The sequence below is a fragment of the Achromobacter ruhlandii genome (genome assembly GCF_902859695.1).
GTDB lineage: Bacteria > Pseudomonadota > Gammaproteobacteria > Burkholderiales > Burkholderiaceae_B > Achromobacter > Achromobacter ruhlandii.
Map to the genome: position 1 here is coordinate 50,017 of NZ_CADIJL010000034.1, position 13,248 is coordinate 63,264.

At 71.1% G+C, this 13,248-nt stretch carries 15 protein-coding genes; 4 read left to right on the forward strand and 11 right to left on the reverse strand.

What is annotated here, in order from left to right:
• Positions 1-33: 33 nt before the first annotated feature.
• Positions 34-840, forward strand: a complete 807-nt coding sequence (locus tag HV742_RS26900) for a DUF169 domain-containing protein (RefSeq protein WP_175146825.1) — start codon at positions 34-36, stop codon at positions 838-840.
• A 129-nt stretch (positions 841-969) separates the two neighbouring features.
• Here HV742_RS26900 and HV742_RS26905 read toward each other — a convergent pair whose 3' ends face one another.
• Positions 970-1,872 carry a LysR family transcriptional regulator gene (locus tag HV742_RS26905; protein ID WP_175146826.1) on the reverse strand — a complete coding sequence of 301 codons (903 nt, stop codon included), beginning with the start codon at positions 1,870-1,872 and terminating at the stop codon, positions 970-972.
• 107 nt (positions 1,873-1,979) lie between these two features.
• Here HV742_RS26905 and HV742_RS26910 point away from each other — a divergent pair, with 107 nt between their 5' ends.
• Entirely contained in the window at positions 1,980-3,188 is a 1,209-nt protein-coding gene (locus tag HV742_RS26910) for an MFS transporter (protein WP_175146827.1), read from the forward strand.
• An 84-nt stretch (positions 3,189-3,272) separates the two neighbouring features.
• On the forward strand, positions 3,273-3,941 hold the full coding sequence (locus tag HV742_RS26915; RefSeq protein ID WP_175146828.1) for an HAD family hydrolase: 669 nt from the start codon (positions 3,273-3,275) through the stop codon (positions 3,939-3,941).
• Between the two features lie 68 nt (positions 3,942-4,009).
• On the opposite strand, the gene HV742_RS26920 is transcribed toward HV742_RS26915, so the two are convergent.
• The 10 genes from HV742_RS26920 to HV742_RS26965 form a co-directional block, all read right to left on the reverse strand.
• Positions 4,010-4,393, reverse strand: coding sequence for a c-type cytochrome (locus HV742_RS26920; protein WP_175146835.1), 384 nt, complete (start codon positions 4,391-4,393; stop codon positions 4,010-4,012).
• 183 nt (positions 4,394-4,576) lie between these two features.
• On the reverse strand, positions 4,577-5,530 hold the full coding sequence (locus HV742_RS26925; RefSeq protein WP_059270943.1) for a DMT family transporter: 954 nt from the start codon (positions 5,528-5,530) through the stop codon (positions 4,577-4,579).
• A 128-nt stretch (positions 5,531-5,658) separates the two neighbouring features.
• Positions 5,659-6,549, reverse strand: coding sequence for an AraC family transcriptional regulator (locus HV742_RS26930; RefSeq protein ID WP_404798837.1), 891 nt, complete (start codon positions 6,547-6,549; stop codon positions 5,659-5,661).
• Positions 6,550-6,654: 105 nt separating this feature from the next.
• Positions 6,655-7,947 carry an RNA polymerase sigma factor gene (locus HV742_RS26935; protein WP_175146829.1) on the reverse strand — a complete coding sequence of 431 codons (1,293 nt, stop codon included), beginning with the start codon at positions 7,945-7,947 and terminating at the stop codon, positions 6,655-6,657.
• Complete coding sequence (locus tag HV742_RS26940; RefSeq protein ID WP_063583594.1) at positions 7,944-8,351, reverse strand: VOC family protein; 408 nt, start codon at positions 8,349-8,351, stop codon at positions 7,944-7,946. Before HV742_RS26940 ends, HV742_RS26935 begins: the two co-directional genes overlap by 4 nt.
• Before the next feature lie 42 nt (positions 8,352-8,393).
• The gene (locus HV742_RS26945; protein ID WP_175146830.1) at positions 8,394-8,807 is read right to left on the reverse strand and encodes a YciI family protein; all 414 of its coding nucleotides are present in this window, start codon (positions 8,805-8,807) and stop codon (positions 8,394-8,396) included.
• Positions 8,808-8,953: 146 nt separating this feature from the next.
• Positions 8,954-9,307: a YciI family protein gene (locus tag HV742_RS26950; RefSeq protein WP_059270940.1), complete on the reverse strand. Its 354-nt coding sequence runs from the start codon at positions 9,305-9,307 to the stop codon at positions 8,954-8,956.
• Between the two features lie 197 nt (positions 9,308-9,504).
• Positions 9,505-10,524 carry an OmpA family protein gene (locus HV742_RS26955; protein WP_175146831.1) on the reverse strand — a complete coding sequence of 340 codons (1,020 nt, stop codon included), beginning with the start codon at positions 10,522-10,524 and terminating at the stop codon, positions 9,505-9,507.
• Positions 10,521-11,384, reverse strand: a complete 864-nt coding sequence (locus tag HV742_RS26960; protein ID WP_054416575.1) for a motility protein A — start codon at positions 11,382-11,384, stop codon at positions 10,521-10,523. Before HV742_RS26960 ends, HV742_RS26955 begins: the two co-directional genes overlap by 4 nt.
• 275 nt (positions 11,385-11,659) lie before the next feature.
• A complete protein-coding gene (locus tag HV742_RS26965; protein WP_059270935.1) occupies positions 11,660-12,256 on the reverse strand; it encodes a GNAT family N-acetyltransferase in 597 nt (198 codons plus the stop codon).
• A gap of 107 nt (positions 12,257-12,363) precedes the next feature.
• On the opposite strand from HV742_RS26965, the gene HV742_RS26970 reads away from it, so the two are divergent.
• The coding region (locus tag HV742_RS26970; RefSeq protein ID WP_217482424.1) for an NYN domain-containing protein at positions 12,364-13,248 on the forward strand (885 nt) is incomplete at its 3' end.

The window sequence follows — 13,248 nt, forward strand, 5'->3', positions numbered from 1 at the left end:
TGCCCGTTCCAACGACAAGTCCAAAGGACGGGCATGGAAGAGACAACCCAAGTGACCACGCAGGATGCGCCGCGCGACTGGGCGGCGCTGGTCGATGACCTGAACCGCCTGCTGCGGCTCAAGACCACGGTCATCGGCATGAAGCTGTACGAGGACGAGGCGGCGCTGGCCGGCGTGAAGGGGCTGCGCCGGCCCAAGGCCACCCATACCACCGACCAGATCGTCGGCATGGCGGCGCGGCTGGGCTGGACCGTTGGCATCACCGGCGACGACCTGGTCGGCGCGCAGTGCCGCGCGGTGATCGGCCTGGGGCCGCAGGACGAGGCCTGGCGCAGCGGCAAGGAGTACGTCGGCGTGTGGCACGCCACCGAGGCCGACGCCCGCGCCCGCCAGGGGGCCCTGTCCTGCGTGCCGGCGGGCAGGTACCGGGCGATGGTGGTGTCGCCGCTGGCCTCGGGCCGGCTCGATCCGCCCGACATCTGCCTGATCTATGCGACGCCCGGGCAGATGATCATCCTGGTCAATGGCCTGCAGTGGAAAAACTACCGGCGCTTCGACTGGAGCGTGGTGGGCGAGACCGCCTGTGCCGACTCCTGGGGGCGGGCGCTGGCCACCGGCGAGCCCAGCCTGTCCTTGCCCTGTTATGCCGAGCGCCGCTACGGCGGCGTGCCGGACGAGGAAATGCTGATGGCGTTGCCGCCGCGCTACCTGCCCATGGCGATCGAAGGGATGAAGGCGCTGTCGGCCAATGGCCTGCGTTATCCCATCCCGCCATACGGCATCCAGAACGACGTGCGCGCCGGCATGGGCGTGAGCTACGCGCAGCCGCCGCGCGCCTGAGGCGGGCGGGCCCGGGATCGCGCGCTTTCGATGGTCGGCGCCGAGGTGGGCGGGGCAGTCGCCGGCGCGCGCGTCGGTGCGCCGCCGGGCGCTGTAGGCGGGCGCTTGTCGCCGATAAGGCGCGCCGGCTCAGTCCCCCGCCAGCGCCGCCGCCAGCGTGCGCGCCGCCGGGCCCAGCGGCTGGTCGATGCGATGCGCCAGGTAGACCTCCGTGGCCACCTGGCTGCCGCGCCCCAGGCTGCCGGTGGGCAGGCGCAGCAGCCGGCCTTCGGCCAGGTCGCGCGCCACCAGCCACAGCGGCAGGCGGCCCCAGCCAAGGCCTGCCAGGATCAGCGCATGCTTGGTGTCCTGGCCGCTGACGCGGCAGGTCTGCGGCGACAGCACCGCGAAGTCGCGGCCGGCGCTGAGCGTGGACGGATCGATCTGCACCATCTGGAGGTGATCGGCCAGATCGGGCGCGCTCAGCGCCGCGCCGTCGGCTACGCGCGCGGCCAGGGGATGGCTGGCGCCGACCACCGCCACCATCTGCACCGACGACAGCGCCTGCATGGCGATGCGCGGATGGCGGAAATGTTCGCCGGCGATGATGCCCAACTGGTGGCTGCCATCGAGCAGCGCGGCGATCGGTCCGCCCAGCGGCAGCACCGCGACGCGCGTGGCGACCGACGGATAGGCCGCCCGCAGGCGGTTCAGCGCGGCGCCGACCTGGGCGATCGGATACAGGGTGTCCACCGCCAGCGACAGTTCCAGCTCGACCCCTTCGCCCAATCCCTGGGCGCGGGCCCGCATGGCGTCGACCCGCAGCAGGATGTCGCGCGCATTGGCCAGCAGCGCCTGGCCTTCCGGCGTCATGACAGGGCGGTGGCCGCCCCGGTCGAACAGCTTCACGCCCAGCTGCGTTTCCATGTTGGCGATGGCATGGCTGACGGCCGACTGCACCCGCGCCAGCTGGCGAGCGGCGGCGCGGAAACTGCCGGTGTCGGCCACGGCCGCGAACACGCGTAGCTGGTCCAGGGTGAGGGCGTCTATCATCGTGCGTCCTGATCTATTTTCAAGATCGGTTCCATCAAAAGATTATCACTTATCAGAATCGGTTCCGGCCGGCATGCTGGCGGCATTGCAAGCGAGGAGAGGCACGGATGGACAAGATGGAGGGCGCGGCGCGGGCCGGCCAGCCGGCGGCGACCCGTTGGGGGGCGGTGCTGGCGATCGTAGGCGCCGGCGTGGTGGCGTCGTTGCAGGTCGGCAAGGTGATTATCGCGGCGCCCTTGCTGCGGCGCGACCTGGGGCTGGACCTGGCGTCGATCGGCACGCTGACGGCGGTGTTCTCGATCCTGGGCGTGCTGGGCGGCATCGCGGCGGGCGGCGTGATCGCGCGTTTCGGCGCGCGCCGCATGCTGCTGTCGGGCCTGGCGACGGTCGCGGCAGGCACGGCGGCGGGCGCGCTGGCGCCAGGTTATGCCGTGCTGCTGGCCTCGCGCGTGGTCGAGGGCCTGGGGTTCCTGCTGATCACGGTGGCCGGTCCGGCGGCCTTGCAGCGCCTGGTGTTGCCCGCCAGCCGCGACCTGGCCTTCGCGCTGTGGAGCTGCTACATGCCGGCGGGCATGGCGATCGCGATGCTGGCCTCGCAGGCCTTCGGCGACTGGCACGCCTACTGGTGGTGCGCCGGCGCGGCCGCCGTGATCGCGCTGGCCTGCGTCGCCGCGCTGGCGCCGCCCACGCCCGCCGGCGCCGGCCTGTCCTGGCGCGGGCTGCGGCAGGACACCACCGATACGCTGGGCGCGGCCGGCCCGATGCTGCTGGCGGCTTCGTTCACGCTCTACAGCCTGATGTTCTTCGCGCTGTTCACCTTCCTGCCGGTGCTGCTGATGGACAAGCTCGGCCTGCCGCTGGCCACCGCCGGGCTGTACAGCGCGGCCGCCAGCGCCGCCAACATCATCGGCAACCTGGGCGCCGGCGTGCTGTTGTCGCGCGGCTGGCGGCGCTCGACCCTGATCGCCTGCGCCAGCGTGGCGATGGGCGGGGTGGCGCTGCTGATTTTCCGCTCGGTGTTCCCGGCGATGCCGACCTTCCTGCTGTGCGTGCTGTTCTCGGCCGTGGGCGGCCTGATCCCGGCGACGCTGCTGGGCACCGCGCCGCGGGTGGCGCCGCGGCCCGCGCTGACGGCGGCCACGGTCGGCCTGGTGATGATGGGCAGCAACCTGGGGCAGGTGATCGGGCCGGTGACGGTGGGCGGGGTGATCGACCGCTATGGCTGGGCGCAGGCCTCGCTGGTGGTGGCGGCGGCGGCGCTGGGCGGCGTGGCCATCGCCTGGCGCCTGCGGCGGCTGCACGGCGCCCGCTTGTAAGGGCGGGATCCGGCCGCGGCGCGCCGATGCGGCGGCTGTCATGCGAACGGCCTATCATGGGGCATTGTTCCCGCTGGAGTCTCCATGCCTACGCCCGCCCCGCGCCTGGTCATCTTCGATTGCGATGGCGTCCTGATCGATAGCGAAATCATCGCGGCCCGCGCCCAGTCGCGCGCGCTGGCCGAACACGGCATCGCCATCACGCCGCAGGAAGCGGCGCGGCGATTCGCCGGCATTCCCGACGCCGATATGTGGCAGATCCTGCAGGACGAGAACGCGCGCGCCTTGCCGGCGGATTTTCCGCGCCAGTACGCCGACCGGCTGCAGGACACCTTCCGCCAGGAGCTGCGCGCCTTGCCCGGGGTGCGCGAGACCCTGGCCGCCCTGCGCCAGCGCGGCATGGCGTATTGCGTGGCCTCCAGCAGCACGCCGCCCAAGCTGGAGGCGGCGCTCAAACTGGTCGGGCTGTGGGAGGAATTCGCGCCCAACGTATTCAGCACCGCGCAGGTGTCGCATGGCAAGCCGGCGCCGGACGTGTTCCTGTTCGCCGCGCGGCAGATGCGCACCGCGATCCTGGAGTGCGTGGTGGTCGAGGACAGCGTGCCCGGCGTGCGCGCCGCCCGCGCCGCGCGCATGCGCGCGGTGGGCTACATCGGCGCCTCGCACAACGGGCCGGACCAGCGCAAGCGCCTGCTGGACGAAGGCGCGTTCGAGGTCATCGACGACCTGCGGCGGCTGTCGGAGATCATCTAGCCGCGGTCGTGCGCGCGCCGCCATGGCATTGCCACCGGCGCGCGTCGGCGAGGGCGGCGGATCATGCGTCAGCGGCTCTTGGCTATCACGCCGGTCATGTATTCATTCAGGTCGCGGAAATCCTTGACCGTCCAGGCGTGCGGCGGCACCTTCACGCCGTTTTCGCGCAAGGTCCTGGGAATCAGGTCGACGTTGGGACGCAGGATCACCGAGGACACGATGACGCCCGGATAGTCGATCAGCCGCTTCCTGAAGGCGGCGGTGGTCAGATCCGGGGTGGGCGGGTTGCTTTTCCTGGCCAGCGGCCCGCTTCCCTTGATGTCCGCGCCATGGCACATGGCGCAGCGTTGCTGGAACAGATTCCTGCCGTTGATGTTCTCGGCATGGGAAGGCGAAGTTTGAACCAGCGCGGAAAATCCCAGCGCGGCCAGGGCAATCGTTGTTGTTTTCATGAAGGCGTGTGGTATCGATCTGCGTCCCGCTCGGCCGGCCCGGCGGCGCCAGGCCATGGTCCCGATCCGGGTGATGGCATCCAGGTCCATCCAGGTCCTGGATCGCGCAAAAAAAAGCGCCTCGCATTCTAGGGCCTGGCGGCCTTGTCCGCTTGCCGGCGCGCGCTTGAGCGCCGACGCCGTCTATGCGGGCAGCGGCTCGGGCTTGACCCGCACCGCGCTGAGCACGCCGATCATCAGCAGGGCGATGCCGGCCAGCGTCAACGGCTGCGGCATGCTGCCGCGCAGAATGAAGGCGTAGGCCAGCGCCGCCAGCGTCTCGAACACGATCAACTGCCCGGCCAGCGCGGTCGGCAGGCGCTGGCTGGCTTCGTTCCAGCACAGCGTGCCCAGCCACGAGGCGAACAGGCCGATGAGGATCATCAGGCCCAGGAACACCTGCGGGCGCGGCCCCAGCGGCATATCGAAACCGCTGCCGGTGGCGGCCATGCCGCCCCACAGCAGGCCGTAGCCGGCCAGCGCCAGCGGCAGGGTGGCCACGCCCTGGGCGGTGGCCCAGGTGCGCGGACTGCGGCCCGGATGGTCGCGCAGCCAATCGGCGTTGCGCAGCGGATACCAGGTCCAGCACGCCACGGCGCCCAGCGCCAGCACGGCGCCGATGGCGTAGCGCGACAGGTCGGCGTCGGCCTCCTGGCGCAGCGCCTGCAATTCGACCTGGTTGACGCAGGCGATGCCCAGCGCGATCAGCGCCAGCGAGGGCGCCAGCCGCTTCCAGGGCAGGCGGCCGTCGCGGCGCGCGTTGCGCAGGTTGGCGCAGATGGCGATCACCACCGGCAGCGTGCCGATGATCATGGTGGGCACCGGGCCGCCGGCGCGTTGGATGGCGCTGGCCAGGCACAGGTAGTACAGCAGGTTGCCGATGGCGGCCAGCTTCAGGGCCTCGATCCAGTCGGCGCGGCTGAGCTGGCGCAGCGCCTTGCGGTCGAGCCAGGCCAGCGGGATGGCGATCAGGCCGAAAGCCAGATAGCGCGCCACCGATTGCAGGGCGGCGGGGTATTCCGGCAGCAGCAGCGGGCCGACGAACACCAGCCCCCACATCAGTCCGGCCGCCAGCGCGTACAAGGTTCCTGCCCACATGAAGATTCCCAACGGGTATTTGATAGACGGGGCAGTCTAGCGGCGGCCGGGGCGGCCGGTCTTGTACCAGATTGCTGCGGGCCGCCAGCCCGGCGCGGCAGCCGATTCGCGGCCCGGCGCCGGGCGGCTCAGGCGCGCACCTGCCTCTGGTAGCGGGCGGGCGTGACGCCGTAGCGGCGGGTGAAGGCGCGGGTCAGGTGGGCCTGGTCGGTCAGGCCGGCGGCCAGCGCGGCCTGGGCGGGCGGCTCGCCGGCGGCCAGCAGGCGCTTGGCCTCGAACAGGCGCAGCGCCATCAGCGTCTGCTGCGGCGTGGCGTGGTACTGGGCCTGGAAGCTGCGCAGGAAGTGGAACGGACTGAGGCCAGCCACGGCGGCCAGCTCCTCCAGCGTCAGGCGGCGCGCCAGATTGGCGCGCAGATAGTCGATGACCGGCGCGAAGCGCGGCGCGCCTTCGGGCCGCGGCGGCGCCGGCACGCGCGCATGGCGGCGGAACTCGGCCAGCAACGCGTGCAGCGCGCTGTCGAACGCCAGCGGTTCGCGCGCGCCCCACAGGGCGTCGAGCAGGGCGGTGACGCGCTGCGCGCTGGCGGCGTCATGGCCCACCGCGCAATCGAACCACCAGCCGGCCTCGCCGGCCACTTCGGCGACCACGTCCGGGTCGATATAGGCCATGCGATAGCGCCAGCCGCCCGCGGTCTCGGCGCGGCCGGTGTGCAGTTCGTCCGGGTTCATCAGCACCACCGAGCCGGGCGGCGCCAGATGTTCGGCGCCGCGGTAGCGGAAGCGCTCCACGCCAGTTTCGATGGCGCCCAGGCCATAGGCCTCGTGGGTGTGCGGCTCGAAGGCGTGGCGAATGATGTGGGCGCGGTACAGCTCGATGCCGGGGCGGTGCGCCGGGCGGCGGAATTCGGCGCGGTCGTTGGGATGGTCGAAGGCCTGCGGCACCCCCGCGAGCGGCGGCTCGGGGCGCGCGTCGGAGGCGGCGGGCAGGCCGCCGGCGGAGGGCTGGAGGGAGGCCATGGCGGGATTTAAGCACGTCCGGCGCCGGCGTGTCCGGCGGCGTGGGGGCCTGCCGGGCGGGCGCGGCGCGCGGCCGCCGGGATGGGGGAGGGGGCGCGGCGGCGCTCAGTCCGCCGCCGGCAGCCCCCGCGCCCGGGCCAGCAGCATCTCGCGTTCACGCGCGTTGCGCGTCATGGCGGCGGCGCGTTCGAATTCCGTGCGCGCCTCGGCGTGGCGCCCGAGCTTGGCCAGCAGGTCGCCGCGCACGCTGGGCAGCCAGTGGTAGTTGGCCAGCGCTGGATCGCGCGCCAGTTCGTCGGCCAGGTCCAGCCCGGCCTGCGGGCCGAAGGCCATGCCCACGGCGACGGCGCGGTTCAGTTCCACCACCGGCGACGGCATGGCCTGCGCCAGCGCGTCGTACAGCGCCACGATGCGCGCCCAGTCGGTCTCTTCCGGCCGGCGCGCACGCGCGTGGCAGGCCGCCAGCCCCGCCTGCAGCGCATACGGCCCGCTGGCCCCGCCCAGGCTTTCGGCGCGTTCCAGCGCGGCCAGGCCGCGGCGGATCAGCAGGGTGTCCCAGCGGCCGCGGTCCTGCTCCAGCAGCAGCACCGGCCGGCCCTGGGCGTCGCTGCGGGCGTGCAGCCGCGAGGCCTGCAGTTCCATCAGCGCCACCAGCCCATGCACCTCGCTGTCGCCGGGCGTCAATTCAGCCAGGATGCGGCCCAGCCGCAGCGCTTCGTCGCACAGCGCCGGCCGCATCCAGTCCTCGCCCGAGGTGGCGGCGTAGCCTTCGTTGAAGATCAGGTAGATCACTTCCAGCACCGAGGCCAGGCGCTGCGTCCGTTCCCGCGGCCCGGGCACTTCGAAGGGTACGCGCGCCGCCGACAGGCTGCGCTTGGCCCGCACGATGCGCTGGGCGATGGTGGACTCCGAGGCCAGGAAGGCGCGCGCGATCTCGGCGGTGGACAGCCCGCCCAGCAGCCTGAGCGTCAGCGCCACGCGCGCCTCGGTCGAGAGCAGCGGATGGCAGGCGGTGAACACCAGCCGCAGCAGGTCGTCGCCGATGTCGTCCTGGCGCGCGGCATCCAGCGCCTCGACGAAATCGGGTTCGACGTCGGCCTGCAGCGCCTCCAGTTCGTGGCCGATCTGCTCGTGCTTGCGGCGGTGGATGGCGTCCAGCCGCAAGCGGTCGCGGGCGCGGTTCTTGGCGGTGGTCATGAGCCAGGCTCCCGGGTTGTCCGGCACGCCGGTGGCCGGCCAGCGCTCCAGCGCGGCCACCAGCGCGTCCTGGGCCAGTTCCTCGGCCAGGCCGACATCGCGCACCAGGCGCGCGACGCCGGCAATGACGCTGGCGGCCTCGATGCGCCAGACGGCCTCGATGGCGCGGTGGGTTGCCGCCGATCCGGCCGGGGCGGTCATGCCTGCGGTGTGGCGCCGGGTTCCATGTAGAACACTTCCCAGATGTGGCCATCCAGGTCATCGAAGCCGTGTCCGTACATGAACCCGTGGTCCTGCGGCGGGCGCGGCGCCGTGCCGCCGGCCGCCTTGGCGCGCGCGACCAGGTCGTCGACTTCGGCGCGGCTTTCGCAGGACAGCGCGATCAGGGCTTCGGTGCCGCCTTTGGCGTCGACGACGGGCTTGTTGGTGAAGCCCTGGAAAAAGTCCTTCACCAGCAGCATGACGTAGATGTTGTCGCCGACCACCATGCAGGCGCCCTGGTCATTGGTGAATTGCGGATTGAAGCTGAACCCCAGGCTCCTGAAGAATGCCTGCGATTTCGCCATGTCGGCGATGGGAAGGTTGACGAAGATCTGCTTGTGCATGATGGGTCTCGCGGCGGGCGTCGTTCAGGGGGATGGGGCGGTTCACTGGCCGTTGCCGGGCAGGTCGCGGAAACGGTCGATCTCCTGGCCGGGGCCGAAGTCTTCCAGTTCATACATCTGCCGCACCTCGATTTCGCAGGGCTGGCCGGGGAAGGGGTCGGGAAAGCGCAGCGTCCATTGCAGGGCTTCTTCGCGCGAGCGGGCCTGGATCACCGTGTAGCCGGCGATCAGTTGCTTGGTGTCGGCGAACGGGCCGTCGATGACCTTGCGCTGTCCCTGCGCGTCGTAGTGCACCCGCCAGCCCTTGGACGACGGCTGCAGGCCGCTGGCGTCGAGCAGCACGCCGGCCTTGGCCAGGCCTTCATGGTAGGTCGCCATGGCGTCGAGCAGGCTGGCTTCGGGCAGCCTGCCGGATTCGCTGTCGGCGTTGGCGCGGACGATGATCATGAATCGCATCGGGAATCTCCTGGTATCGATGGCCCCGGCCGCGGGGCGCGGCGGGGTCGGTACTGGCACGACGCATGAGCGGCGCGTGGATCGACATCGGAACGCGCGGTTCAGGGTAAATACCTAGCCCGCCCGCCGGTGGCCACGCCCCGGCGCTACATGAAACAGGGCCCCAGCTCGCGCACCTCGACCGTGGCCCAGCGCGCCGCGGGGCATTCGGCCGCCAGCGCGAGCGCTTGCGCGCGATCCTCGCAGTTGAGCAGGAAGAAGCCGCCGATCATCTCCTTGGCCTCGGCGAAGGGGCCGTCAACCAGCGTGCGCTGGCCGTCGCGCACGCGCAGCCGCACGCCGTCCGCATCGGACTTGAGGGATTCGGCGCGCGCCAGCAGGCCGCGCGCCTGCAGCCCTTCGGCGTAGCGCACCATCTGGGCGTAGACCTCGCGGCCTTCCTCGGGCGTGCGCTCGGCGCGCTGGCCGGGAGGCTCGACGATGAGAAGCATGTACGGCATGGACGGTTCCTGGTGGCAGGGGCGCCTGGAGGGGCGCGAGGGCGCGGACCCCGACACGCATCGGGCGCCCGGCCGGCAGCCGCCAGATTACGCTGTTTGGGATGTCTCGGACAGGGCGGCGTGGGCCTTCCCGCCAGGGCCGTGATGCGGCCGGCCGCGCTTGCCATTCCCGGCCGGGGCCGGGGCGCGGGAGCGCGTCAGGAATCGCCCGCCGGCGCGGCCTTCGCGGCGGCCGGCTGCGGCGCCTGGGCCGTGCTGGCCGCCGGCTTGGCGGTCTTGCCGTCGGCGTGCTGGGCCTGCCCCGGGGCAGGCTTGGCCGGCGCGGTGATGTCCATGATCAGCTCCACGCGCCGGTTGGCCGCGCGGCCCGCCGGGGTGTCGTTGGATTCGATCGGGCGCGTCTCGGCGTAGCCCACCGCGCGCAGGCGGCTGCCGGCCACGCCGTCGCGCACCAGTTCGCGCAGCACGCTGGTGGCGCGGCTGCTGGACAGCTCCCAGTTGGAGGCGAACTGCCGCGTCTGGATCGGCACCGGGTCGCTGTGGCCTTCGACCGAGACCTGGTAGTCGTTCTTGTTCAGGATCGTGGCCAGGCGCTTGATCACGTCCAGGCCCGACGGGCTGAGCGTGGCCTGGCCCGAGGGGAACAGCAGCTCGTTGCTGATGCGGAAGCTGACCGATTGCTCGTTGATGATGACGTCGACCGACTTGCCCAGGTCGCCCAGGCCCAGTGATTCCTTGGACGGCGCCTTCAGCGGCGGGGCGGCCTGCGCCACCACCTCGCCGTCGTCGGACGCGGGGGCGGCGGCGGTGGCGGTGGCCGTGGCGGCCGGCGCCGCTGGTTCGGCCCAACTGGCCGGGATGGCGGGCGTGTCGAATTCGGCGTATTCGCCGTCGTAGGCCGGCAGGCCCTTGGCCGCCAGGCTGCCGACGATGTCGACCTGTGTCTCGCCGGGCTCGGAGAAACCGCCGTGCAGGCGCGCCACGGCCAGCATCACCACCAGCATGGCCAGCAGCAGGGTGATCAGGTCCAGGTAGCTGAGCAGCCAGTTCTCGGCGTCGCTTTCGACCGTGTCGTCGACGTGCCAGCGGGCGTAGCGGTCCTTGCGGTCGCTCTTGCTGGGGCGCCAGCCGCTGTTGGCCGCCGCTTTCTGCGCGCGCAACTGGGCCTGGCGGGCCTGCTCGATCCGCTGCGCCAGGGAGGGGGAAATCAGGCTCATTGGCGCGCGGCGGCGGGGCGGGTAATGGATACGGGCTTGGCGGCGGAGGACACCTGGCCCTCGGTCTTGCCGCGCGCGGCGGAGGCGCCGCCGTCGTAGATTTCGTCCTCGACGTGCATGACAAACGAGTTCAGGGTCTCGCGCACCACGGCCGGGCCGCGCTTCTCGCACATCATCGAGATGCCCTGCAGCACCATGTTCATGGACTCGACGCGGCGCGCGGTGCGGCGTTCCAGCTTGACGGCGATCGGCTTGCACACCAGGTTGGCCAGCAGGATGCCGTAGAAGGTGGTCATCAGGCCGATGGCCAGCTGCTGGCCGATGGTGGTCATGCTGCCGTCGCCCAGCACCGACATCAGGTTGATCAGGCCGACCAGCGTGCCCAGCATGCCGAAGGCCGGCGCGAACGTGGCCATGACGCGGAACATCTGCGCCTCGGCCATTTCCCGCGCCTTGAGCCGCGCCACGCGCCATTGCAGCAGCTCGATGATCTGGTCTTCGGGGGTGTTGTCGATGATCAGTTGCACGCCCGTGCGCAGGAACGGGTTGGTGACCTTCTTGAGTTCCTGTTCGACCTTGTGGACGTCGGTGTTCATCCACAGCTGCGCCATGTTGACCAGTTCCTCGATGTCGCGCTGCTGGTCGTGCTGGTCGCTGCGGAACACCGTGACCACCAGCTTGAACACCCGCATCACTTCGGACAGCGGGTAGGCGATGAACAGCGCGGCGCAGGTGCCGCCCAGCACGATGGCCAGGCCCGGCAGGTTGAAATACATGCCGGGGTTGGTGGCGGCCAGCGCGATGACGATGACCAGGGTGAGCAGGCCGACAACGGCGCCGATGACGGTAGACGGATTCATGGATCTTGCCCGATTGCGAGGGGGCATCCCGTGCACGGAATGCGGGATGGTGGCAAATTCTAGCCACGCAAGCGGCCGGCCAATCCGTCGGAAAACGGGGCGAAAGGGGCGGTAAGCGCCGGCTTGAACCGGCGCCCGGGCGCAGCCGCCGGCGGAATAAATGGGGTCAGAATTATTTCGCGGTGAGGGGTTCCTGGCTGGCCGGGATGGGGGCGCGTCCTTCCTCCCGGCGCTAGGGCAAGCACGCGGCGCGATCCGGCGGCCGCCTGTGCCGCTCAGGCCGGGCGGCCGTCCGTGCGGGCCGGCGGGGCCGACAGGCGCCGCGCCCGCCATTCCTCGCGCGTGATCTCCCAGATCTCGGCCATCTGCCGTCCCGAGACGAAACCGCGTTCCTCGGTGGCCACCAGCCGCATGCCGGTGCGCTCGGACAGGCGGCGCGAGCCGTCGTTGGCCGCCGCCTTGGGCGCGCGCAGCACCGGCTGGTCCAGCACCTCGAACCAGAAGGCCGTGACCGCCTCGCTGGCCTCGGTCATGTAGCCCTGGCCGCGATAGTCCGGGTCGAGCCAGAAACCACGGTGGTTGCCCGGGTCGTCGCGCATCAGGCTGATCAGCCCGATCAGGCGGCCGGGCTCGGTGCGCGGGCGCAGCGACCAATGCCACTGCGCGCCCCGCCGCATGGCCGGTAGCGCCACCTGCTCCACGTAGGTGCGGGCGCCATCCGCCGGATACGGCCAGGGCACCTGCTCGGCCAGGTAGCGCACCACTTCCCACTGCGGAAAGATGCGCTGGATGGCGGGCGCGTCGTCCGCGCACAGCGGTCGCAGCAGCAGGCGTTCGGTGTCGAGCGGGGGCGGGGCGGGTACGTCGGGCATGGCGGTCGGCGGGGCGGGGCGAGCGGAAATGTATATCATGGGCGGCGAAACGCGGCCAATCGCCCCCGCCAGGCGGCCGGGGTGGCCGCGGCAACGGAGAAACACTTATGAATGCCAACGAAAACGTCAGCATGGCGCTTTTTTGCGACTTCGAGAACGTGGCGCTTGGCGTGCGCGACACCAAGTACCAGAAGTTCGACATCCGCCCGGTGCTGGAGCGCCTGCTGCTCAAGGGCAGCATCGTGGTCAAGAAGGCCTATTGCGACTGGGAGCGCTACAAGGAATTCAAGGCGCCGATGCACGAGGCCAATTTCGAGCTGATCGAGATTCCGCACGTGCGCCAGTCGGGCAAGAACTCGGCCGACATCCGGCTGGTGGTGGACGCGCTGGACTTCTGCTACACCAAGTCGCACGTCAACACCTTCGTCATCATCAGCGGCGATTCCGACTTCTCGCCGCTGGTGTCCAAGCTGCGCGAAAACAACAAGAAGGTGATCGGGGTGGGGGTCAAGCAATCCACCTCGGACCTCCTGATCGCCAATTGCGACGAATTCATCTTCTATGACGACCTGGCCCGCGAAGGCCAGCGCGCCGCCGACGCCCGCCGCGACAACCGCGGCGGCGGCAACGCCGGCCAGCGCCGCTCGCCCGACGAGGAGCGCCGCCGCAAGGAAGAACTGGAAGCCCGCAAGACCCAGGCGGTCGACATGGTGGTCGAGACCTTCGAGGCGCTGATGGCCGAGCGCGGCGACAGCGGCAAGATCTGGGCCTCGGCCCTGAAGGACGCTCTCAAGCGCCGCCGGCCGGATTTCAACGAGTCGTACTATGGCTTCCGCGCCTTCGGCAACCTGCTGGACGAGGCGCAGTCGCGCGGCTTCCTGGAAGTCGGGCGCGAGGAGAAATCCGGCACCTACGTCTATCGCGACAATGCCGGCGGCGCGCCGGCCGGGGCGGCGGGCCGGTCGGCGCCTCGCGCGGCCGAGGCCGCCGAG